At 46.5% G+C, this 21,896-nt stretch carries 20 protein-coding genes and 1 tRNA gene; 11 read left to right on the top strand and 10 right to left on the bottom strand.

Features of this window, described 5'->3' with window-relative positions:
- Positions 1-104: 104 nt before the first annotated feature.
- From QUA20_RS14270 to QUA20_RS14260, 3 genes are read left to right on the top strand one after another with little or no spacing between them, the layout of a single operon-like run.
- Entirely contained in the window at positions 105-422 is a 318-nt protein-coding gene (locus QUA20_RS14270; RefSeq protein WP_333189463.1) for a hypothetical protein, read from the top strand.
- A complete protein-coding gene (locus QUA20_RS14265) occupies positions 419-787 on the top strand; it encodes an aspartyl protease (protein ID WP_333189462.1) in 369 nt (122 codons plus the stop codon). The genes QUA20_RS14270 and QUA20_RS14265 overlap by 4 nt, the downstream gene beginning before the upstream one ends.
- Before the next feature lie 7 nt (positions 788-794).
- On the top strand, positions 795-2,018 hold the full coding sequence (locus QUA20_RS14260; protein WP_333189461.1) for an NAD(P)/FAD-dependent oxidoreductase: 1,224 nt from the start codon (positions 795-797) through the stop codon (positions 2,016-2,018).
- Positions 2,019-2,074: 56 nt separating this feature from the next.
- Here the strand turns inward: QUA20_RS14260 and QUA20_RS14255 are convergent, their stop codons facing one another.
- The 8 genes from QUA20_RS14255 to QUA20_RS14220 form a co-directional block, all read right to left on the bottom strand.
- Positions 2,075-4,501, bottom strand: a complete 2,427-nt coding sequence (locus QUA20_RS14255; protein WP_333189460.1) for a sulfotransferase — start codon at positions 4,499-4,501, stop codon at positions 2,075-2,077.
- Between the two features lie 166 nt (positions 4,502-4,667).
- Positions 4,668-6,740, bottom strand: coding sequence for a Wzt carbohydrate-binding domain-containing protein (locus QUA20_RS14250; RefSeq protein ID WP_333189459.1), 2,073 nt, complete (start codon positions 6,738-6,740; stop codon positions 4,668-4,670).
- On the bottom strand, positions 6,741-7,532 hold the full coding sequence (locus QUA20_RS14245; RefSeq protein ID WP_333189458.1) for an ABC transporter permease: 792 nt from the start codon (positions 7,530-7,532) through the stop codon (positions 6,741-6,743).
- Complete coding sequence (locus tag QUA20_RS14240; protein WP_333189457.1) at positions 7,529-8,059, bottom strand: hypothetical protein; 531 nt, start codon at positions 8,057-8,059, stop codon at positions 7,529-7,531. Before QUA20_RS14240 ends, QUA20_RS14245 begins: the two co-directional genes overlap by 4 nt.
- 30 nt (positions 8,060-8,089) lie before the next feature.
- Positions 8,090-9,508, bottom strand: coding sequence for a glycosyltransferase family 2 protein (locus QUA20_RS14235; RefSeq protein WP_333189456.1), 1,419 nt, complete (start codon positions 9,506-9,508; stop codon positions 8,090-8,092).
- A gap of 74 nt (positions 9,509-9,582) precedes the next feature.
- A complete protein-coding gene (locus QUA20_RS14230) occupies positions 9,583-10,773 on the bottom strand; it encodes a glycosyltransferase (protein ID WP_333189455.1) in 1,191 nt (396 codons plus the stop codon).
- Between the two features lie 678 nt (positions 10,774-11,451).
- A complete protein-coding gene (locus QUA20_RS32010; RefSeq protein WP_445304677.1) occupies positions 11,452-11,646 on the bottom strand; it encodes a hypothetical protein in 195 nt (64 codons plus the stop codon).
- A 265-nt stretch (positions 11,647-11,911) separates the two neighbouring features.
- Positions 11,912-12,205, bottom strand: a complete 294-nt coding sequence (locus tag QUA20_RS14220; protein WP_333189453.1) for an IS110 family transposase — start codon at positions 12,203-12,205, stop codon at positions 11,912-11,914.
- Positions 12,206-12,501: 296 nt separating this feature from the next.
- Here QUA20_RS14220 and QUA20_RS14215 point away from each other — a divergent pair, with 296 nt between their 5' ends.
- Together QUA20_RS14215 and QUA20_RS14210 are read left to right on the top strand one after the other, a co-directional pair.
- On the top strand, positions 12,502-12,633 hold the full coding sequence (locus QUA20_RS14215; RefSeq protein ID WP_333189452.1) for a hypothetical protein: 132 nt from the start codon (positions 12,502-12,504) through the stop codon (positions 12,631-12,633).
- Positions 12,634-13,624: 991 nt separating this feature from the next.
- On the top strand, positions 13,625-15,247 hold the full coding sequence (locus QUA20_RS14210) for an MBL fold metallo-hydrolase (RefSeq protein WP_172185184.1): 1,623 nt from the start codon (positions 13,625-13,627) through the stop codon (positions 15,245-15,247).
- 325 nt (positions 15,248-15,572) lie between these two features.
- On the opposite strand, the gene QUA20_RS14205 is transcribed toward QUA20_RS14210, so the two are convergent.
- Both QUA20_RS14205 and QUA20_RS14200 read right to left on the bottom strand, forming a co-directional pair.
- Positions 15,573-15,884 (bottom strand): DUF6679 family protein, encoded by a 312-nt coding sequence (locus QUA20_RS14205; RefSeq protein ID WP_006633466.1) that lies wholly within the window; start codon positions 15,882-15,884, stop codon positions 15,573-15,575.
- A gap of 251 nt (positions 15,885-16,135) precedes the next feature.
- Complete coding sequence (locus QUA20_RS14200; protein ID WP_333189451.1) at positions 16,136-16,282, bottom strand: hypothetical protein; 147 nt, start codon at positions 16,280-16,282, stop codon at positions 16,136-16,138.
- 387 nt (positions 16,283-16,669) lie between these two features.
- Between QUA20_RS14200 and QUA20_RS14195 the strand changes: the two genes are divergently transcribed.
- The 6 genes from QUA20_RS14195 to QUA20_RS14170 all read left to right on the top strand — a co-directional run bounded on the left by QUA20_RS14195 (position 16,670) and on the right by QUA20_RS14170 (position 21,778).
- Positions 16,670-16,825, top strand: coding sequence for a hypothetical protein (locus tag QUA20_RS14195; RefSeq protein WP_333189450.1), 156 nt, complete (start codon positions 16,670-16,672; stop codon positions 16,823-16,825).
- 12 nt (positions 16,826-16,837) lie between these two features.
- Complete coding sequence (locus QUA20_RS14190) at positions 16,838-18,919, top strand: CapA family protein (protein WP_333189449.1); 2,082 nt, start codon at positions 16,838-16,840, stop codon at positions 18,917-18,919.
- Positions 18,920-19,053: 134 nt separating this feature from the next.
- A complete protein-coding gene (locus QUA20_RS14185) occupies positions 19,054-19,923 on the top strand; it encodes an aldose epimerase family protein (RefSeq protein ID WP_445301589.1) in 870 nt (289 codons plus the stop codon).
- A gap of 67 nt (positions 19,924-19,990) precedes the next feature.
- Positions 19,991-20,062 (top strand) — tRNA-Lys (locus QUA20_RS14180).
- A 193-nt stretch (positions 20,063-20,255) separates the two neighbouring features.
- Positions 20,256-21,335, top strand: coding sequence for a class II fructose-bisphosphate aldolase (fba, locus tag QUA20_RS14175; protein ID WP_015177149.1), 1,080 nt, complete (start codon positions 20,256-20,258; stop codon positions 21,333-21,335).
- Between the two features lie 266 nt (positions 21,336-21,601).
- On the top strand, positions 21,602-21,778 hold the full coding sequence (locus tag QUA20_RS14170; RefSeq protein WP_333189447.1) for a hypothetical protein: 177 nt from the start codon (positions 21,602-21,604) through the stop codon (positions 21,776-21,778).
- Positions 21,779-21,896: the final 118 nt, after the last annotated feature.

Raw genomic sequence — 21,896 nt, 5'->3', positions numbered from 1 at the left:
AATTGTAGGGTGCGCCTAGCGCACCTTACTCTTCGATATCCGATCTATGACAGTGAAAGAGCAGCATGATTGAAGGAAGATTTGAGGATAAGGGAGAAAAAACAATGACTAACGTGAAACCAAATCGTACCGTGCGGCGGGGAAGACTGTTCCCAGAAATTCAATGGTCAGAAGAAAAAAAAGCCCAGTGGCGAGCTGAAAGAGAAGCATTTTATCAGCGCTGCAAACCAATTTTCGATCGCCTTAAACCAGAATTAATCGACACTCACTACAACTGGTACATGGCCGTTGAACCCGACAGCGGGGAATATTTTATCGACAAAGATGATATGCAAGTTGCAAACATAGCCCATGAGAAATACCCGAAAGCTAAATTGCAAGTTTTTCGGATCAATGAAACCGGAGTTTGTGGCACAATATGATTCAAGGAAAATTTGGTGATGAGGACGAGCTATTTTTTGAACTTGAACTGATTGCTGATAACGGCTTAGAATTACCTGTTGATGCTCTGCTTGATACAGGTTTTTCTGGCTGGTTAGCAATGGACAGTCAGGATTTAGAGGGACTTGATTGGACATATGTGAAACAAGAAAAAATGCGAACAGCTAAGGGAGAATTTGATTTTGAACTTTATGTAGGAAAAGTGCGTATTGAGTACCTAGAATTTGACATTCCCGTTCATGTGGGTGAGGGAGTACCGGAAATTTTAATCGGCCGCCAGTGGCTGAAAAATCGGCGGTTAGTAGTTGATATGTCTGCGGGTATTTTGACATTGGAAGCTAGTTAAAAGCAAGATGAATTTAAAAAGTTTTGACATAGTAATAGTAGGAGCAGGCCCAGCAGGCGGTCACTGCGCGAGAATCCTAGCCCAATCCGGCCACAAAGTCTTGCTGGCAGAGCAAAACGACAATTTTAATAAAAATGACTTTTCTAGCGCCGCTACACCTCTAGAAACCCTCTCTAAATTTGATTTACCTGAATCCGTTATCGGCAGTTTTTGGCACAAACTTACTATTGAAACTAGCAAAGTCAGTCAAAGTTGGGAGTCTCCCGAAAGCTTGGGAGTTGTTCTCAACTTTGCTAAATTTAGAGAATTTCTAGCCAGCGAAGTTGAGCGATATGGCGGTGAAGTTTGGCTTGGTTATCGCTACACCGGACATTCACAAGCCAAAGGCGAAACAACAGTAGAATTTAAACAGTTATCCGACGGTCAAGTTATCAAAGTTAGCACGAAAGTATTGGTTGATGCTACTGGCTTTGCTAGGGCGATTATGTACAAAAAAGAGAAGGATAAGCCAGATTTTTTGTCGGGAACCGGCATCGAATATTTAATTGAAGTAGAGCCAGAAGTTTACAATAAATACAGCGGTGATTTAATCTTTTTTTTGGGCGATAAATGGATGCCGAAGGGTTATTCCTGGATATTCCCAATGGAACAAAACAGGCTGAAAGTTGGTGCGGGTCGCATTTTTTTAGATCCAAAAACGGTTAGGCATTTGTCACCGCTGAAAAAATATATTGATTTACTGATTGATGAATATCTGAAGTCTAAAACTTATAAAATTATTGACAAACACGGTTCGACGCTGAAGTACAGTCCTGGTTTAAAAGATATTTATTGCAAGGATAATAATATAATTGCGATCGGCGATACTGTCTCGACAGTAAATTTTTTGGGTGGCGAAGGGATTAGACACGGGATGGATGGTGCGGAAATAGCGGGGAAATATATTCAAAGGTATTTGGAGGGTAAAATCTCAGATTTTCGGGATTATGAGACGGAAATGCACCGCAAGTTTGATAAAAAATGGAATATTTCGGAAAGGTTGGCTGTGAGAAAATATATCGATGATGTTAATGATGAACTGACAGATAAAATGATTTCTTATTTAAAGTATATGAAAACAGAAGATGTTATGGATATTTTATTTTATTATAAGTTTGAGAAGATTTCCAGAGGGTTAGGCGGTTATTTGCAGCGGAAAATCAAGGGATTGATTAAGCGATTTCACTTGTAAGGTGCGCCAGTTGAGAAATTTTTAGTTGAGGCAAAAATCTCGCTGGCTGACGCACCCTACAAACCTAATTGCCATAAAAAGTTTTCTGCTGTAACTTGAATGCGCGGCAGCGACAGTAAATCATCGTCAAAACTGCTAAATTTTGATCTATAGGATACACCAAAAGTATACCCAGTCGCTCCAATTAAATGCGCTACAATTGGATCGACATCCCCGTAAGGATAGGCAAAACATTTAACAGATTTTTCTAATTCTCGTTCCAAGATAGCACGGGATTTCGCCCCCTCCCGCACAATTTCTGTCGGCGACAATGCAGTTAGAGGTTGATAAGTAGCAGACATAGAACCGAATTCAATCCCTGCATTCCGCAGTTGGCGAATTTCCGGCCATCCCATTAACTTCACTTCTTCAAATTCGGCTTTTTCCCAACTATTTGTCTTTCCTATCGACTCCGCTACCAGAAAAACAGTCGCTGTAAAATCAAAGCGTTTTAGCAGAGGCCAAGCATATTGGAAAAAGTCGAGATAGCCACCATCAAAAGTGAGCAATACAGCTTTACCGGGTAAAGGAGTTTTATCCAGTTTCGCACTTCGCCAATCTTCCCAACTCGCACTATAATAAGCACGATCTTTGAGATACTGCAATTGTTGTTCTAAAACCTGCGGAGTAACTGCGTCTAAACCGTCAGGAGAAATGCGACGGTAGGCGAGAATGGGCAGCCTTTGTGTAACGCTATGATTGTCAAAAAGTTGAGGTTTCACCGAGTGAGAAACTTCCCCATACGGCGATTTTCGCCCAATAATTTCCGGTGCGTAAAATACTTGCTTTGGAAACTCGTTTTCTGAGGCGATTTCCATTGTTGTTTCCCCCGCAATTGCCGCCGCTGACGCGATTTCCCGCAGCGCAGCCGCTGGGAGTGCGGCCCGGCGGCTGACACTCGTTCCTATCGCACCCGATCGCCTGCCGAAGAGCACCGCATTTGGCGGGTAAATGCCCCCAGCACCCGGTGCATTCAACGAGTCGGGCAAATCAGACCTTTGTTTAGCACAAGAGGCTAAGCGCGATCGCAGCGACATCTTGCCGTTGAGCGGTTTTCCCAGCAAAGCTTCTCGCACGCTGGCGACGCACAACTCAAAACCGCTATTTCGAGTAATTGTCGATCGCAATTTTTGAGCAGAAACAAAATTATTTTCCACAGCAACAGTGACAATCCCGACAGCAACGCCGCCTACTTTCACCAGCACGTCAATTTCAGAAAGCTCAACTTGTATATTAGCAAAATCCTCGCTGACTTCTAAGACAATCAAATCTTTTTCGAGGGTAATTGTTGCAACTTCCTCTGCTATTTCTGGCTTGTAGAAATCCTCCAAATGCCAATGCGGACGCCCCCAGAATTCTTGCAAAAATAGCGTCCAGTCATTTTTATTGTGCAATGGTCCCAGCAAACTTTCCCACAATCTATTGCCTCTTTCGCAGCGATTGCGTTGAAAAAAGCGATCGAGAATTTGCCAAGCAAACTGGGCTGCAACCGCATCAGCCAAAACCGAAGCCGCAACCATTCCATCGCAGACTGGCAATTCAACAATACCGAGCTTAGTTCCTTCTAGTTGGAGCGTACAGTAAAGGCGATCGCATATTTGCGGAAGATCGCAAATATCGGAAATTGGTTCGCTCACTTCTACCGTAACTTTCCAGGCAATTTCACCCTTGACTCGCTTAATCTTATCTAAAATAGATTTAATTTCATTTTTTGTAAAAATTTTATGATATTTGTGATTATTATTACTTTCAACCTCTCTCTCAATCCCTTGGTGCCAAGGTAGATTTAAACTGAGGTTAACAGCTTTTTCTTGATAAAGTTTCAGCATTTTTTCATCATAGGCCACGCCCATAAAATCACATATGTCTTTTAATTTGTTGACTTTATTATCTACAATTTCTTCATAGTTGACTAATATATGATTAGATTTTTTAGCATATTTGTGACTAATTAACATCGCCTCTTTCCAGCGAGTAATACAGTGGTTTAAATCCCAACCAGACCCCCACAAATCATGAGAACTCCGAGTAGCCTCATGCAGAGAAGCTATTGTATCCATACTGTTTCGCAAAATATGTATAAATTTAGCATCCGGCAAAAAGCGCTGTATATCCTCAATAAAATATATGTGTTCCGGCGTTTTTTCCAACCAAATACTTTTGTTTTGTTCCGCAGCCAAACCATCCAAAACTCCGACAAACCAACTAACTTTAGTTGCCACAGTTTGACTATCATCAAAATCTTGTAAAAGTTCAGGGCGATTAATCTCATCCTTAAAAAAAGCTTCCATCCTACCTGGCAACTTTCCCGCAAACTTATTGTACAGTAAATAGTGAAAAAACTTAGATTCAGGAAAAGAAATAACTTCAGGATGAGCGGCTAATAAACTTTGAAGCATGGTTGTGCCGCTTCTCGGACAGCCTAGTAAAAATATCCGTTTCATTTTTATAGCTGATAAATGGTTTGTGAATTAGATTTTTTTTGATTAACAGCAAAGAGCGCTAACTGCACAGATAAAGAGAAGAAACAGCTATGATTCATGTATCATTTATTAGAAATCATTGGTAAATCTCTCTTTTTTGTTCCTATATGGGCAAAAAGTTTTTTTTCTAACTCCAATTAAAGTTTTCTTTCACAACATCCGAAAGTTCGTGATTGTAAGGTTGGAAATAATTTATTAATTTTTGTTCTATTTCGGGCGGCATTTGGCTGTAGCGATCGATATAATTTATTTGATATTCTTTAATTGCACTCGCACTAATATCCAAAAAATTCAATACTTCCGAAAATACTTTGTCGGTATTTGCGTAAAAATCTTCGCTTTTGAGAATTAGCAACTGTTCCCTCGGAAAATAGTCGAGCCAATTTTTGATTTGTTCTACATAAATTCCCCGCGACAAATAGGAATAATGCTGGTGATTAAAACTGTAATAATTTTCATCAGCTTGGATTTTCTCAATCTCACCTTTGAGTCTATCAGGTTCAGAAGCGATCGCCTTTTCAAAATCCAACTTTTCGCAGCCACTCGCCACTTCTAAATGATAGTGCATCCATGCTCGTTTTACCGGGTTTTGCAGCATCACAATCAGCTTAACATCCGGGAAACACTTGTAAACTCGCTCCGCCACCACAGGATGATAAATATAGTAAGGAGTCATCTCCCACAGCAACACCTTTTCACCCGCGACACTCCGCGTCAACTGCTTGCTGTACCACTCAACACCACGCTCAAAATTCAAATCAAAAAAGTGAATGTCCCGGGAACCTTCTTTAATAATTTGCAAATGATTTTCGAGATTGCTGTATAGATATTCCGTGCCGCAGTTTTGAGCGCCAACAATTAAAAAGTCAGGTTTTTGCTTATTTTCCAACTGAGTCGAAATCTTGGCGTAGCCGGGATTATTCTTATCCAAATCGTAAGTAAGAGAGGCTAGTTCAGGTAAATCCCGAAGCGGCATTTTGCCCTCAAATTCCCAACGGTACGGCGGACAAAGAATCGTTTTTTGGTTTACAGTCGATCGCACGTACAGCGGATAAACCTGCCAATGATAATCGTAGGCGTAAGCCAAAGTTTCCTCATAAACCCCAGCATTCACGTAATACTGACCGTTTCCTAAATCCAGCCTGTCGATTTGCAGCCGGATTTTGCCTTTCCCTTTCACCAGCGGCAGCAGTCTGCCCATTTGATTAGTATTAGTCTCAAAACAGCTTTGACCATCTTCCCTGCTGATTGTCACGGCAAAAATAGCAGCAGAAATTTCCTGCGACACCGAATAATGAATTTCAATGCTAATAGCATCACCGCTATCTATTTCTGAATCTGGCAACACTTGAACATCGGTAATTTCTACTTCCATAGAACCGAAGCGATTCTGATTACCTCCCTGTGACGAGCCGCTACTCGTAGCTTCAGCAGCACGCAGGGGAGTGCGATTTGATGTGGACGATCGCATTTCTGACAAATACTGACCGACTACCACTTCTGGTTCGCCATAAGCCACGATTTCACCTGATTTCAGCCACAAAGCCCGATCGCACATTTTCTGAATTTGCGACGCGGTGTGAGAAATCAAAACAATCGCACATCCTTGATTCTTAAACTCAGTTATCTTATTCAAACATTTAGTTTGAAAAGCCACATCACCAACCGACAAATGTTCATCAACTAACAGCACTTCGGGATCGGTATGCACCGCCACCGAAAAAGCCAGCCGCATTTTCATCCCCGTACTGTAAGTCCGCGTCGGGCTGTCAATAAACTGTTTTAACTCTGCAAATTCCACAATATCGTCAAACCTGCGCGCCACTTCCCGGCGAGTCAAACCGGCCACCACCGCACCCACAAACACGTTTTCTCTGCCCGTTAGATCCGAGTGAAAACTCGCACCCAAATCTAACAAGCCGCCAATTCTGCCGTTAACTTTAATAGATCCTTCCTCAGCCTGGCAAATACCGCCGACAAGTTGCAGCAGCGTTGATTTTCCCGCGCCATTCTTGCCAAGAATTCCCAGCATTTCGCCAGGAGAAACAGTAAAATTTATATTCCGCAGCGCCCAAAAACTCGCCTCCGGCTTCAGCTTCCACCAACCGGACAGAGCGGCTTCCATAATCGTATTAGGTTTCGCGGTAGAGTAGCGGTTAAAACGCTTACCCAAACCTTTGACAATAATTGCTTCACGCATTTACACTTCCTCCACAAAATGAGCGCTTTGCCGTCTAAAAATTCCCAGTCCGATGGGTAAAAGAGCCGCCACAGCCAAGCTCAAAATTAACAGAGCCGACCAATCCGGCTGCATACCTTTAAGAAGTATGGCGCGGTAAGCTTCAATCAGGGGAACCATTGGATTTAAGTAATAAAAAATCTTAAATTTTTCCGGGACGCTGCTGATGTCGTAGAAAATCGGAGTCAGGTAAAACAGCATCTGCAAAACTACTCCCAAAGTGTGCTGAGTGTCGCGGAAAGTGACATTCAAAGCGGCAAGGGGATAAGCAAAACTAACTGTTAGGAAAAACTGAATAATCATCAGCAGCGGCAACAAAAATAGCACTGCATTCAGAGGAACGCCATCAATTGCCAGAAAGATAAGTAACACCGGCAATGCTAAGAAAAAGTGAATGAGCCCCGTCGTCGTCGCGACTACCGGCAAAATTGCCGGGGGGAAATTTGGCTGCCTGATTAGTGGCTTATGATTGGTAATTAATGCCGTTGATTTAAATAATACCGTTTGAGACCAATTCCAGATTAACAAGCCGCTGAAAGCAAAGGAAGAAAATTTTGGAATATTAAGGGGTACGACAGAGCGAAACAAAAAGGAAAATACAGCCAACTGTAACAGCGGACTGATTAAAGTCCAAGCAATCCCCAAGGTCGATCGCTTGTAAAGTAATTTCATATCGCGATCGACCAACACCCGCAGTAAATCAAACCAATGAGCAATTTTGCGCCGATAAACCAGCGTTCCCGCATTTCTCACCGCACACCTCCGGCACATACCAGCGGTTCAACCCCAAGAACAGCAGCCAAACACTGGGCTTGCAAGTGCGCTTCCCTGTAAGCAAAAGGACTTTGCAGAACTCCCAGCAACTCGCTCACTACCAATTTGCAGGTCAACCGGCCAGGAATCATCAAACGACGCAATAGCAACCTGTTCAGCCAGTGAGAGCAAACAAAATTCCAAATTTCCAGCCGCGGCACAGTGCGGTTGCGCGTGCAGATGACAACGCTCATTGACTGCAGGTGGCGATGGGAAACTGCTGCTGGTTCCTCGCCGAAGAGCTCTACCAAAGTCGATCGCACGAACTCTTTGCCTAACTTATCCACAATTGTTTGTCGCACTCGATCGATCGCAATTGTTTGTTCCCAGGGACTGTTACTAACATCAGCCCAGCCCAGAGGTCGCCCCCGGTAGGGAACTAAAATGCGAAATCCTTCATATTTTCCGAGTTTTTGAATCGGATTAATCTGTTCGGTCAACTCAATTTCCATTACTTTTATTGCCATAAGTTGCTCCTAAAAATAGTGCAGCGGGAACTAGAGAGAAAAGTTCTCAGTTTTGAGTTGGGAGTTTTGAGTTGCAATTTCCCAATTTTCCAATTTCCCAACTTTTGAGGTTGGAGTTTTGAGTTTAAAGTCCCCGACATACTTATTAATTGCTAATTCGTACATTTTCAAAGCAACTAAAGGCTTTTCTTCGATCGTTTCAGCCTTGCAGGGCATACCGTTAACCCCGATCGCCCGAGCTAGGGGTTCGGCAAAGTGAAGCGCCAGAATCGATCGCAAGTGAGCGCCCCGCAGCGGTTCCGCGCCCGCTTGCGGAAAAATGTGGCCTACTTTCTGTTGACCGTAATACAGGTAAACCCCAGCCGGTCGTTCCGCGTCCAGCAGGCTTTCTGCAGCTTCCCAACCTTGCTCCAAATCGATGTTAATTTCATGTCTGCCCAAATCGCCGCGGGTCGGGGTTCCTTGCATAAAACTAGAAATTGCCGATCTACATTTCAACTCATCGATAACACCCCGCAAATACCAATAACCGCGCAATTTTGCCCGCAACCACCGCCAAGTTCCCCGCATCCGCAAGCTTTCGAGTAAATCAAGGGATTTCCTCAGTCCCAGGGCCAGCCAATCCACAGCAGCCGGGCAGAAAAACGTGACAGCTACCAGAATTTTATCTACCAGCGAGCAAGCAGTTTCGTAGGCTGCTATCGGCAGTATCGGTTTAAGTTCCGGGTGTCGGTGGCCGATCAAAACATCCGATCGCCCTTCCTGACGAAATCGGCGGAAAGAGCGATCGATATTGTTGGTTTCGTGTTCGTAATGATAGCCCACTGCTTCAGCAGCCACAACAACAGGTACATCAGCTTTCAGCAAACGCACCCCAAACTCGTAATCTTCCCCGCCGCAGTTCCCGAAAGCCGAATCAAAGCCATCGAGACGAGCAAACAGTTCTGCATCCAAAGAAAGGTTGCCGCTGAGCAAATCTTTATAAGTAAATCGGTGACCGGGCTGGCTCATCTGATAAAACTTGTCTTCCCACCACGATCGCACTTCCACGTCAAAAAGTCTAGTTCCTCCGTGCAACTTAGGCGGATATGGGCCCATGACCGCCGCTCCCGGACGCTCTCGGTGAGCGCGCGCGTGGCTTTCAACCAAAGGCGGCAGGGCTTCGATATCGTCGTCGAGAAACAGCAGCAATTGCCCCGTAGCCGAAGCCGCTCCCGTATTGCGGGCGATGGCAGCACTCCGGCAATTTACCTCGAACGCGTGCAGTTTAAACGGAGCTTTGTAGTCTTGTAGCATTGCCAAAGTATCGTCAATGCAGCTATCTGCCACTACAATAACTTCGATCAGCTCGATCGGATAAGTTTGCGAGTGCAAAGCATCCAAAGCCCGCCGCAGCGAAGAACTTCGATTGTGAGTGGGAATAATTACGCTAACAGTCAAATTTTCCATATTTACATTACCAAAATTAACTTCATCTACATTTCATCTGCTTTCATCTGCGGTTAAAAATAATCTAAAACTCCCTATTCATTGCTCCCCTTAATTTCTTGCAACCACTTCCGAGAAGCAAAATAAGCCATCGGCCCACTCACACAGCCCCGCAGTTGAGCCAACAGCAAATCGCTCGGAATCGACTCGGGTTGCTTTCGCAAAGAAGCAAATAATTCAGGAATTTGCTTGGAATGCAACCATCCCCAAGCTAACCGCAGCACACTGAATTCTCTGTTGATTACAAACATCCGCGTCCAGAAAGCATAGACTCCGATGCCGTAGCCTTGGAGCGTTTTTTGCAATTCTTCCCAGGTGCGCCGATGGCGGTGCCAGCTCAAGGCTCTCGGCTCGTAGACAATGCAGTAGCCTGCGCGCAAAATGCGGGCAAAGAGTTCACAGTCTTCCCCTCCGACAGTGGGCGTTCCCGCCCCTAAAGCCTCGTCAAACAAGCCGATACAGTCGATCGAACTTTTCCGCAAAGCCATACTCGCCGAAACCCCCACAGGAGCGACAACCAGCGGGTTGCAGTGCGCACCGTCAAAAATTCGGCGCTCGAAGCCCCGCCCGTGGGGGCTATAGCGCTCGAACCATTCTTGCGCTTCGGTTTCTAGTTCCAAGGGCATCAGCAGCCCCGTGACGCACATCACTCGCGGATCGCTAAAATTCCACAAGAGCGATCGCAGCCAGTTGGGATCGGGGGCCGCGTCGTCATCTGTAAAGGCTACGAATTCGTGTTTAGCTTCGCGTAAAGCTCGGTTGCGGGCAGCGCTGGAACCCGGTACGTCTTCGCGAACATAGCGGACTTTTGGGTAATTTTTGACCAGTTCCTCGGTAGCGTCCGTGGCCGGACAATTGTCAATTACTAAGTATTCCTGACCGTCGTCTGGGAGCTGCATAAACGCTTCAAGAGTGCGCCGCAAATCTTCCGGGCGATCGCGCGTGCAAACTGCTACTGTGGCGATCGGCATTGCCTGCAGGGGCCCGCGTTCGTCCCATGCGAGGGAATCGTAGAGCCAATTTTTCCAAAGATTCTCTCCCGCAGCATTCATCAGTGTTTCCTGCAATTGAGATCCCTCAATGCTACCTCTGACTACCGAAAGTAGAGCTTGGCCGATCGGTTTTCCGTGCAGTCGAATTAAAACCAAGGCTTTGCTGTAACGCTCCTCAACCGTAATTTCGGGCGGAAGTTTGGAGATTTCCAGGTCAAGAATAGCTGTTGCCATGAGTTATGCCATCTTAAGATTGTAGATTTTAGATTCTAAATTTTAGATTGTGAAAAAGTCATAAATAATCCGTATTTACCCGGATGTTTTTTAGCCAAAATTGTTTTAGAGGATAGCAATTTATTAATGCTATACTTGTCGCTCCCGGCTTGCGAATCAAACATAAAGCCTCATTTTTGTTATTGCTGTTATTCATATTTTAACTTTCGATGACCTGCTGATGTCAAGTTTTTTTCGTACATTATATTTGCCGTCAAAAACGAGCGCTCGTTGAGGCTTGTGTCAATTGCAGGTGCTATTGGCAGCCGTTGCGCTAGCAAGCCTCGCCATTAATGCCACATCTAAAAACCAGATTTTTTGAGAAAACCGGGTTTGTGGGATCGCTTCTCACTCATTTCAGCTTTAATTGCGATCGGGTACTATGCTCGACAACATACCAAACAATTAAAAACTCTCGCAATTCCCACTTTTGCGAGTATTAGTTCTCTAGCAATCCCAAGTCTGTGGCGATAATATAGAGGCAGCAAATAAAATACTAATTTTTGGGAATAAATCCCCATGCCAAGTAGAACAGCACAAAAAACAATAATATTTTCTAGGGTCTTTTAGATACTGTCTTGACCTGTCAACCGGTAGCGATCGCATAATTGGGGTCGAAAGACTTTTGGGATTTTAAAATCACAAAAGCCAAATGCACCAACTTCCGACATCATTGCACCAATCACCTGCATTTTGACCTTTCCACAACCCAATAATCGCACAGCGAGTTGCTTTGAGTAACGGATTGCAGGGCATCACCACCACAGCCAGCAAATACAAAGCTTTTCGCAGTCGGATATTGCCGGCGTATGAGAAACGAGTTTTGCCTTTAATAGAAGTCCCAGAATTGCATTCGCAGGGAGTGAAGCCTGCATAAGCTGCTAATTTCTAGGCATTCTCATAATTAAAAAACTCACCAATTTACGGTAATAATATGGATGCCTTTTGTTCACCAATTCCGGGAATTGAGGTCAAGATATCACCCTTTTTTTAAAAATGGGGGTGTTGGTCAAAATGGTCACTAATCAGTTATTTGAGCGGTTGTTATTACTGTTTAAGATACTCCAAATATGCTCGCGTAAGGGAAGCAACAGTTGATCTAGCTGTTTCCAGACTGTTCTGTTATTGAGTTGACATTTCGATCGCAGATTCGACCGATCGCAAAGCCAGCTTGTAATTCCTTAACTTCTGGTGCAGTAGGTGTCGAGAATGAGGGTTTAACAGATGCACAAAAACGAGCAATCAGTGTCGCATCTACGGAATCGGCTTGGGTTCGCAAAAGTTCATTTTTAGCAAACCCTTTAATCCTGGCAGGATTGACGATACTAACCTGATAACGAGCCAAATGGAGGAATTCGGCTAAAGCTTCCCCGTAAATGCTAGTAGCTTCCATGCAATCAGGGAGTTTGAGTACACGAAGTTGTTTCAGACGGAACTTACCCCGTGTGCGGGCTAAGTTCTGGTTAAAATTGGTAGACGAGGTTCAGTCGGTTATTTATAATCTGCGCAAAGCGCAGCAGTCGTTTGCTGGCTGCCGTCAAAAAACTGGAATATCACAGAACTGCAAGGATACATATTTGAGAACTACGATCTGGTATTTGACTCCACACAAAGCTATTCCACAAAGTTTAACCAGGCACTAATTAGCTGAAAAAAGGTCAAAAACGCAACCCTAAATAAGACCCAGCAATGATAAAAAAAACAGCATATTACAGGCGGTTGGACACTCACAGAGCCGAGATTACTTCTGGTAAGTTAGTGGTATTTTTACAGGATGAATATCATTTATTGTCGGAATTGATGTGGCTGTGTTGGGGGTAAAACAAAAGAACGTATCGTTTTGTCCCCTAGTCAATGAGCGGAGTAAACAAACCTATTATGGGGGACTCAGGCGATTTGAGATTTGAGGTTTGAGACTTCGGCGTGAGACTTCGCCGAAACGTTCGACACTCAGTCGAGCCATGCTCCAACGTTCGGCGAGCACTGAGCCGAGTCGCGCTGAGTCGAACGATTTGAGATGTACTCCCGATGAATCTGAGAACTAGAACAAGAGTCTACAACTTTGGGTGGCTGGCGACTACTGTCGGAAACTTGTATCCGTTTTTGGGCGGGGTCAAAAATCCATTTGAACTCTCTCAAGGATAGGCACAAGGTTTGCTTAGAAGAATGTATCAAACTTTTACAAAGAAACCGATCGAACTCATAAAGCCTCTCTCTGCCCTGACCAAAGCAGTTAGCTAGCACGATTCTTGTTCTCGAAGTTTTTCAGATTGGACTATACACCGCCCTCAAAACCCAAAAAATGAAGATTTGTAAAGTTTTATCAAGATGTTTGGGCATCTGATTTAAAATCTTCTCATAAAAAAGACCAGCTTTTAGCAAGCGCAAATTGTGGAAAAAGGTTTAAAACTCAGAATATGAGATCGAGTTCGCTGGTCTTACATGGTGCAATAAAATGTAACTTTTGATGCCAGAACCAGTAACATGAACTTTGTCGAAGGTCGAATGCCCGTCAGGTCAAGGCCTTCGGAAAATCGCTTTCCTGGCACTGCATCAAATCTTAAGTGCAATTACTTTCCTTGCACGGGAGCCGGAGCCTTCGAGCAAACATTTAACTCCAGGGCTTACGCACCACAACTTTACAGAAACCGGGTTTTTTTACCCGGAGCGAGGGCGGCAACAAAGTGTTTTCGTCCATCAAACCCGGTTTCTGTGTCCGGGAGTGAACTCGATCGAATGAATGCAGTCGCAACCGATGTTTAAATGTAGCGATACTGCAAGTTGCGTGCAAAGCAGGGAGCTAACCGCAGTGATGGATCTCGATTGTTTACCTTACGGCGCAGGCCACGCACAGGAAGGGGTCTGTCTGCTAGTCCGAATGGGGCCGCACCGCATTTTACTCGACTGCGGTATAGAGGATATTGCACCCCTGTCAGCGACACTAAATCGATCGCTGCCAGCCGATTTTGTGGTGTGTACCCACGCCCACTCTGACCACGCCAGAGGTTTGCTAGCACTCCATCAATCTTTCCCCCACTTGCCAATTTACGCCAGCGAAGTGACAACGCGGCTGCTACCGCTCAACTGGCCATCCCGGTCTCAGCAGCCAGAGTCTCGGTTCTGTCAGGCACTGCCCTGGCAGTCGCCGATCGAACTGCGCCCGGGACTTAGCGTGCAGTTGTTCCCGTCGGGCCATTTGCCCGGAGCGGCGACTGTGATCCTGACTTATGCCGCCCCCCACCGCACCTACACCCTGGTTTACACCGGCGACTTTTTCCTGTCCAATTCTCGTTTGGTGGAAGGTTTGCCGCTGGGAGAACTCAGGGGCATGAAACCCGATGTTTTAATTTTGGAAGGCAGTTACGGCACGGCGCGCCACCCTCACCGCCGACAACTGGAAAATCAGTTAGCCGATCGCATTCACCGCGCCATCGCCGACGGGTACTCGGTACTGCTGCCCGCGCCGGCACTCGGTTTGGGCCAAGAACTGCTGATGCTGCTCCGCAGTCACCACTACTTTACTGGCCGCGACTTGGATATTTGGGTGGACGGCACTGTCGCCGACGGGTGCGACGCTTATCTGGAACTGTTGCCCCAATTTCCCACCGCCGTCCAAAATTTTGCTCTGCACCAACCTTTGTTTTGGGACGAAAGGGTGAAACCCCGCGTCCGCCGGCTGTCTGCCGAACAGCGCCTCGGATTGGGTTCCACGCCGTGTATTGTGATTACTGACCAAATTGCTGATTTGGCTTTGTATGTTGCCGATCGCACAAATCCTTGGATTTTGCTCGCACCTCAAAAACCCGGATATCCCGTCAGCAACTGGCCCGAATCTGGAGTCAGAAGCGTCGAAACTTATCTGCTAGCCGAACACTGCGACGGCCCAGGGACTACCCAGCTCATCCACAATTTGCGTCCCCAGCACGTAATTTTGCTCCACGGTTCCCCTGCATATTTGGCTGACTTGGCTAACTTGGACGAGCTGCGAAACCGCTACCAGTTGCACACTCCGGCGGTCGGAACACTTGTAGAACTGCCGATCGGGGAAATGTTTTTGCAGCCCGCTATCCCGGAAACTAACTATGAGGGAGAACTCAGCGAATTGGGGACAGAAGTAGCAATTAGCTTGCCGAGTCCGATTACAGCCGACCCTCGGTGGGCCAATTTTGCCGATACCGGTTTGGTAGAAGCGCGGTGGCAAGGCGAAGAACTGGTACTGCGGGGCATCTCCCAGCGGGAACTGCTTTTTCAAGGCAGCGCCGTTCAGGCAAACCTCGAATGCTGCGGCAATTGCCAGCACTACCGGGGCCAGCGCTGTTGGAACCAATTATCTGCTTTGTTTGGCTTTAAAGTTACCCCCGACGGTTTCTGTCCGGTGTTTAAAGCGATACCGGAGTCCGAACTTTTCCTAGATGGGGAAACAGACGGCGAATAAGCTGTCGGGCACCTCGAAACCAGCCAGCAGGCAAAGAAAACAAAAAAACAGTCCTAGACGTACCCAGACAAAAAACCCCGTTTAACCAGGGGTAAGGTATCGCGCATTGAATAATTTTTCAACTACTGTGTACTTAAGCTCTTGTGGGGTGGGCAGGAGAGCCCGCCATAAAGCTTAAATTTAAAGGCAAAATACCTTATTTGGTCACAACCGAGAATATTTTTGGTCTAAACCGGGTTTTTTGCGTAATTCCTCCAGGAAAAAGGGAGAAAAGTCGTTTTCTTTTCTCTCAAGTTTTCCTTGTGCCTCAAGCGCGAGCTCAAAACTATTCCAAATTCGAGTCCGGGTAGTGATTGCGAATTTGTTCGGCTTCGGGACAATCGTCAGAAACTAGGGGCTCGCAGTTAGTTCTGGACACCGAAGCCAACTTCTGGGACACAGCTCCAATACTTTCGAGACGCACCATTTCTTCCCAGGAGCTGATTTCGTCTTCTTCGTCGGTTTCGTAGCGCAGCGTGACTAGATCCCCTTCAATATCTAGGATACGAGCGCGCTCTATCCAACGTTGCTGATCTCGAAGAAAAATAGAAACCTCACGACCATCACAACAGAGTTGATAGATTTTGCGCTGTAGCATTTGTCAGTTCTCCTGCGCAGTTTAACTTGCTTAAAATATGACCTGTTTACCGTAACGTACTTTGGGTTTTACATCGGAAGGCACAGCCGTATGGACTGGCCATTTTCACGTTTTCCGAAACTTTTGTACCGATGGGAGTTACCAAACTTGATTTTACCACCAAATCTATCTAGTACGCCATTTATCCAATTACAGGTTGTGCAGCCAGTGGCATCCCTCGCGGGAGGCATTTGCCAGCACAGATCGGAGCCTTAGAACTTGACTCCCGCGATCGCGATTAACAGCGACAATAAAAACAGACTCTGCCTCAGAAATCTCCCTCTCTTGGCCTCAATTCCCCCAGAAACCTCTTGTTTCGACGTTTGTTCGAGATCGCCCACTAACGTTTCTTGACTCAATCTCAAATCTCAAAGCTCCAAAGCTCCAAAGCCACACTCAAACAGCGACAATAAAAACAGACTCTGCCTCAGAAATCTCCCTCTCTTGTGTCTCAATTCCCCCAGAAACCTCTTGTTTCGACGTTTGTTCGATCGCCCGCTAACCCCTCTTGGCTCAATCTCAAATCTCAAATGTCAAAGCGAAAGCTCCAAAGCGACACTCAAACAGCGACAATAAAAACAGACTCTGCCTCAGAAATCTCCCTCTCTTGTACCTCAAGTCCCCCAGAAACCTCTTGTTTCGACTTTTGTTCGATCGCCCACAGTACCGCGTCTTTCCTCAATCTAAAACCTAAAACCTAAAATCTAAAATCTAAAATCTAAAATCTAAAATCAACAGACCTGAGTGTGATAAAAATCACTGACAGCAGGCAGCCCCTAAATGTAGAAAATGGTGGCGGCCAACAACTAGCTTCAAAACGGGCAGCGGAACCTGTGGCGGTTAAGCTAAAAGAATTGCGGTTCCGTTCAAAACAAATAGGAGTCATCGCTCGTGGGTATTAAGGAGGCTAATTGATGGTGTACGCAGAAAATTGGTCGCAGCCGTCTATCTTGGATCTAGCGCGATCGGGCAACTTTCAAGCCCTCAATTACTGGATTGACAGCTTGCTGCGACCCGAAGGGATTTATGCCCGCGTCGAACAGGCTCAGGCAGGCTGCGTCCAAATCCTCGTAGAATTTCAGCGCGAATTTGCGCCAGATACTAGATTACTGGGGAGCACTCTCCGGGAAGGCTTAGTCAAATTTATTTGCCATCAACTCTGGAGGCTCAACTCGCCAGCAGTACAAGGAGTGCGAATTCACGCGCGCTTGGCTGGGGAACCAGAAATTCTCTGGAAACAGTCAGTGCGAATTGTCACTCCGGCAAACCGCCAGCAGCGGCGTTACCGTTCCCTACAGGCCGTCGATTGGGTTAAATTTAAAACGTATCGTTCTCTGCTGCTAGTGGGCTCGGCACTTGCCTCATTTATTTTAGGGTGTTGGGTGAGCTACCACGAGGCTCTTACCCTGCGGTTAGTATCCCCAGTATCCGGGTATCAGCAAGCTGGGGTAATATCGGGGCCGCCTCCAAAACGTGCGGATACGGTGCAAGCGGCCTTAGAAGTGGTACCAGTAGTACAGCAAAAGCAAGTTGCTAATCCTTACGACCCAACCGTAACGCTGATGTTCGGAGGAAATGTGAATCTATCGGATGCGCTCGGAGCATCTGCTGCAGGCAAGGATTACCATTGGGCTTTCGCCAATATGGACGAGTACCGGCAAGCAGATGTGGCAATGGTTAACCTAGAAAACTCTCTGACTCGCTCTACATTGGGATCGGGCAAAAAACAATTAAATTTTAAAGCCGATCCAGAATCGGTGAAAGTATTAACAGCAGGAGGAGTGGATATTGTCAATCTGGCAAATAGCCACGCTATGGATTACGAGGAACCGGGGCTGGTGGAGACTATAAATACTTTAGATAATAGTCGGCTTCAACACCTGGGAGCCGGTAGAGATATTAAAGAAGCAAGGCGTCCAGATATTATTGAGGTTAAGGGTCAGCGGCTCGCCTACCTCAGTTATTACGATGCCGACCTTCACGCCGCCGACCAAGGCAAAGCGGGCACTAACCCCCGCCGCAACAATCGCGTGGCAGAGGATATTCGAGCTCTCAGGGGTCAGGTAGACTGGATTATTGTTAATTACCACTGGGGAGTCGAATTGGCAGATTATCCGGGGGACTGGCAGATTGATTTGGCTCGGTTCACGATCGACCAAGGAGCTGATTTGGTGGTGGGACACCACCCCCAGGTCCTGCAAGGTGCAGAAATTTACAAGGGCCGCCCGATTGTTTACTCGCTCGGTAATTTTATATTCGGCGGGAATGCTCGCAGGGATTATGATACCGCAGTCCTGAAAGTATCGCTCAAAGACAGGAGTATGAAGGTAGAGTTTCTGCCTGTGGAGGTGAAAAAGTTTCAGCCGAAGGTGGTGGAGGGAGCAGCAGCAGATCGCATCCTCAAACACGTTGAGCAAATTTCTAGTATTTTCGATCGACCGATGCGATCTTCTGTAGTTCTTGATGCCCTAGTCCAGCCAGGAGCAGCACCAAAAACTCCAACTTCTCCGTTGCCCGGAGCAGCAAAGAGCGGTACTTACCAGCCCGGGCGGGGTTCCGGGGGAACCTCCGGTGAAAGCACTCTGCAAGGCCCCGGACAACCCAAACCAACTTTGATTTTGCCGGCTTTGCCGGCTGCGCCCAAACAGCCGGACAACTCTTCATTGTTCCCGAACGGGACGGGGCCTGCAATTGAGTCCAACCCGCCTGAAAATCAAAATTTGCCACCGCGCATCTACCCGACTCAACCTCAAAATCCCAGCCGGGAAGCAGAGCCGTTTACGAAAGAGCCATTCATCAAAGAACCGTTTATTGCGCCTCCATCTCCCAGTCAAGGAGCAGTGCCGAGTCCCCAAAGCTATCTTCCCCCCACTCGGGCTGTATCTTTTGAAGTCGCACTCAAAGAACAGCCGACCTCCGCGATCGTTCCAGGTACAAGCAGTAACCGCTCCAAGCAGCGGATCGCCCTGCCTTCTATAGCTGGAAGCATTGGTTAGCCGCTGGGGGTCGGAGCGAGGATGCAGGGGGAGGATAGGAGCGGTAATGGGTGAACATCAACATACCAGCGACCAATTATTAACGACTGATTTACTGACAACCAATGATCAATGACCTACTACCGATGACAAATGTGTTTGCGATCGCGCTCAAGCAAAAGCAGTACAAAACCTATATCCTCTCCGACGAAACCGCTAACTCTACTCTAGAAGTAGTGCCGGAACGGGGCGGTATTGCCACTAGCTGGCTGGTTGAAGGCAAAGAAATCTTATACTTGGACGCGGAACGGTTCGCCAATCCCGATCTGACTGTACGCGGCGGGATTCCCATCCTGTTTCCCATCTGCAGCAATCTCCCCGACAATACTTACACCCACAAGGGAGTGCAGCATAAGCTCAAACAGCACGGCTTTGCCCGAGACTTGCCTTGGAGAATAGGCGAACAAGTTACGGAGGGTTGCGCCGCTCTTACCCTGATTCTCGACAGCAGCGACAAGACGCTGGCTGTTTATCCCTTTGATTTCCAACTCGCCTTCACTTATCAGATTAAAGGCAATTCTTTGGAAATTTTTCAGCGATACACCAATCTGTCTGCCGAACCCATGCCGTTTTCTAGTGGTTTGCACCCCTACTTTTTGGCGACGGACAAATCTAAGCTCCGGTTTGAGATTCCGGGGATGCAGTACAGAGATCAGAACACGCACCAAAAAGGTTACTTCACCGGCGTTTTTGACCCGATGCTGGATGAAATTGATGTTTCCTTTGACGAACTCACTGGTCTTGCTGCTACTGTCACTGACGCTGCCCAGGGCTTGCGGCTCACCCTCAGTTACAACTCCAGCTATGGGAAGTTGGTTTTCTGGATGGTAAAGGGCAAGGATTTTTACTGTTTGGAACCTTGGACTGCTCCTCGAAATGCCCTCAATACTGGCGAACACTTGATTTATTTGCAGCCGGGAGCGACTTGCGAGATGCTGGTTCGCATGACTGCAAATTTTATTTAAAAAACACTTGCTATTTCAAATGAGGGGTGCTACTATTAGAAATTGTGTGCGGTAACAATGTTTTCTCGGGTCGCTAGCTCAGCGGTAGAGCATTCGGCTTTTAACCGATTGGTCTCGGGTTCAAATCCCGGGCGACCCATAAAAAATTGGTGAGTTAAAAATTTTGAGTTTTGAGTGGAATGCTCGGAACTCAAAATTTTGTTTTTTGAACTTTTAAGTAAATCTGGAAAGATAGTGCGCGATCGGTGGCAAATTGTCTTAATATTATCGTAAGAATTGAGCTTGTCCAAAATTCACTGCCCAAAAATCACAAATAATTAGGAGGAATATCTATGGCGCTTGTACCTATGCGATTGCTGCTCGACCACGCGGCTGAAAATGGTTACGGCCTACCGGCTTACAATGTCAACAACATGGAGCAAATCCAAGCGATCATGCGCGCTGCTGACGAAACCAACAGCCCTGTGATTCTGCAAGCTTCTCGCGGCGCTCGCTCCTACGCTGGCGAAAATTTCCTGCGCCACTTGATTTTGGCAGCAGTTGAAACCTATCCTCACATTCCCATTTCCATGCACCAAGACCACGGCAATGCCCCCGGCACTTGCTATTCTGCCATGCGCCAAGGTTTCACCAGCGTGATGATGGACGGTTCTCTGGAAGCGGATGCTAAGACTCCCGCCAGCTACGAGTACAACGTTGAAGTTACTCGCGAAGTGGTGAAAGTGGCTCATTCGATCGGCGTTAGCGTTGAAGGCGAACTGGGTTGTTTGGGTTCTCTGGAAACAGGGATGGGCGAAGCAGAAGACGGCCACGGCTTTGAAGGTGCGCTTTCTCACGATCAGTTGCTGACAGATCCTGAACAAGCTGTTGATTTCGTCGAGCAAACCGGCGTTGATGCTCTAGCAGTCGCGATCGGCACTTCTCACGGCGCTTACAAGTTCACTCGCAAGCCGACTGGCGAAATTTTGGCAATCAGCCGCATTGAAGAAATTCACCGCCGCTTGCCGAATACTCACTTGGTAATGCACGGTTCTTCTTCTGTGCCCCAAGAATTGCTGGAAATCATCAACAGCAACGGCGGCAAAATCCGCGAAACCTACGGCGTACCTGTGGAAGAAATTCAAAAGGGCATCAAGTGCGGCGTTCGCAAGATCAATATCGATACTGACAACCGTTTGGCGATTACCGCTGCGGTGCGCGAAGCTTTGTTTGCCAAGCCCGATGAGTTTGACCCCCGCCACTTCTTGAAGCCGTCGATCAAGTATATGCAGAAGGTTTGTAGCGATCGCTACAACTCTTTTGGTTGCGCCGGTAACGGTACAAAGATTAAGCAAGTGTCTTTGGATGATTTTGCAGCTAAGTATGCTAAGGGCGAATTGAGCTCTTCTGCTAAGAAGACTGTGGCTGTTTAAGAATTTTAGGTTTTAGATTTTAGATTTATCTGGAGTCTAAAGTTTCGATTGCCGGGTAGCTGTGGAGTTGCCCGGTTTTTGTTTGTGCGAGTTTATCAGAAATTGGGTTGAAAACGCCGTCCTTTTAGGACGACTTTTTCTTGCCATTACTATATTCTATTACGAGAGCGAGAAGAGAGCTTCAATCCCCTTGCGGGGAAAAGTGAATTGCAACTTATATCGAACTCAGGTTAATATTAAGTAAGTAACTGTTGAGGATGTAATTTATGAATACTGATTTGTTTCGCAAGATTACTACAACACTCAAACAGCAATTTCCGAAGGCTCCCGATGAATTTCTCATGCAACAAGCGCGTGAGATGTATGAAGCTGAAATGCAACGAAGGTCAACGCTTTCTAAAGTTGAAAAGTTAAGCGCAGAATTTCAAGACAAACTTTCTTGAGAATTTTACTGGGAGAAACTATCTGATCGCGACGCTGAAGACACCATATTTACTATCGTTGCGTAAGTCCTGATATATTGTTCTAACTTTATAGTGTTGTTGCTGAAAGGGAATGGCG

Source organism: Microcoleus sp. Pol7_A1 (genome assembly GCF_036701085.1).
In the GTDB taxonomy this organism is placed as follows: domain Bacteria; phylum Cyanobacteriota; class Cyanobacteriia; order Cyanobacteriales; family Microcoleaceae; genus Microcoleus; species Microcoleus asticus.
This window is presented reverse-complemented; position numbering and strand designations above follow the sequence as displayed.

Coding starts and splice junctions, on each gene's coding strand:
- QUA20_RS14270 (WP_333189463.1), top strand. CDS start 105: ATGACTAACGTGAAACCAAATCGTACCGTGCGGCGGGGAAGACTGTTC.
- QUA20_RS14265 (WP_333189462.1), top strand. CDS start 419: ATGATTCAAGGAAAATTTGGTGATGAGGACGAGCTATTTTTTGAACTT.
- QUA20_RS14260 (WP_333189461.1), top strand. CDS start 795: ATGAATTTAAAAAGTTTTGACATAGTAATAGTAGGAGCAGGCCCAGCA.
- QUA20_RS14255 (WP_333189460.1), bottom strand. CDS start 4,501: ATGAAACGGATATTTTTACTAGGCTGTCCGAGAAGCGGCACAACCATG.
- QUA20_RS14250 (WP_333189459.1), bottom strand. CDS start 6,740: ATGCGTGAAGCAATTATTGTCAAAGGTTTGGGTAAGCGTTTTAACCGC.
- QUA20_RS14240 (WP_333189457.1), bottom strand. CDS start 8,059: ATGGCAATAAAAGTAATGGAAATTGAGTTGACCGAACAGATTAATCCG.
- QUA20_RS14235 (WP_333189456.1), bottom strand. CDS start 9,508: ATGGAAAATTTGACTGTTAGCGTAATTATTCCCACTCACAATCGAAGT.
- QUA20_RS14230 (WP_333189455.1), bottom strand. CDS start 10,773: ATGGCAACAGCTATTCTTGACCTGGAAATCTCCAAACTTCCGCCCGAA.
- QUA20_RS14220 (WP_333189453.1), bottom strand. CDS start 12,205: ATGGAAGCTACTAGCATTTACGGGGAAGCTTTAGCCGAATTCCTCCAT.
- QUA20_RS14215 (WP_333189452.1), top strand. CDS start 12,502: ATGATAAAAAAAACAGCATATTACAGGCGGTTGGACACTCACAGAGCC.
- QUA20_RS14210 (WP_172185184.1), top strand. CDS start 13,625: ATGGATCTCGATTGTTTACCTTACGGCGCAGGCCACGCACAGGAAGGG.
- QUA20_RS14205 (WP_006633466.1), bottom strand. CDS start 15,884: ATGCTACAGCGCAAAATCTATCAACTCTGTTGTGATGGTCGTGAGGTT.
- QUA20_RS14190 (WP_333189449.1), top strand. CDS start 16,838: ATGGTGTACGCAGAAAATTGGTCGCAGCCGTCTATCTTGGATCTAGCG.
- fba (WP_015177149.1), top strand. CDS start 20,256: ATGGCGCTTGTACCTATGCGATTGCTGCTCGACCACGCGGCTGAAAAT.
- QUA20_RS14170 (WP_333189447.1), top strand. CDS start 21,602: ATGAATACTGATTTGTTTCGCAAGATTACTACAACACTCAAACAGCAA.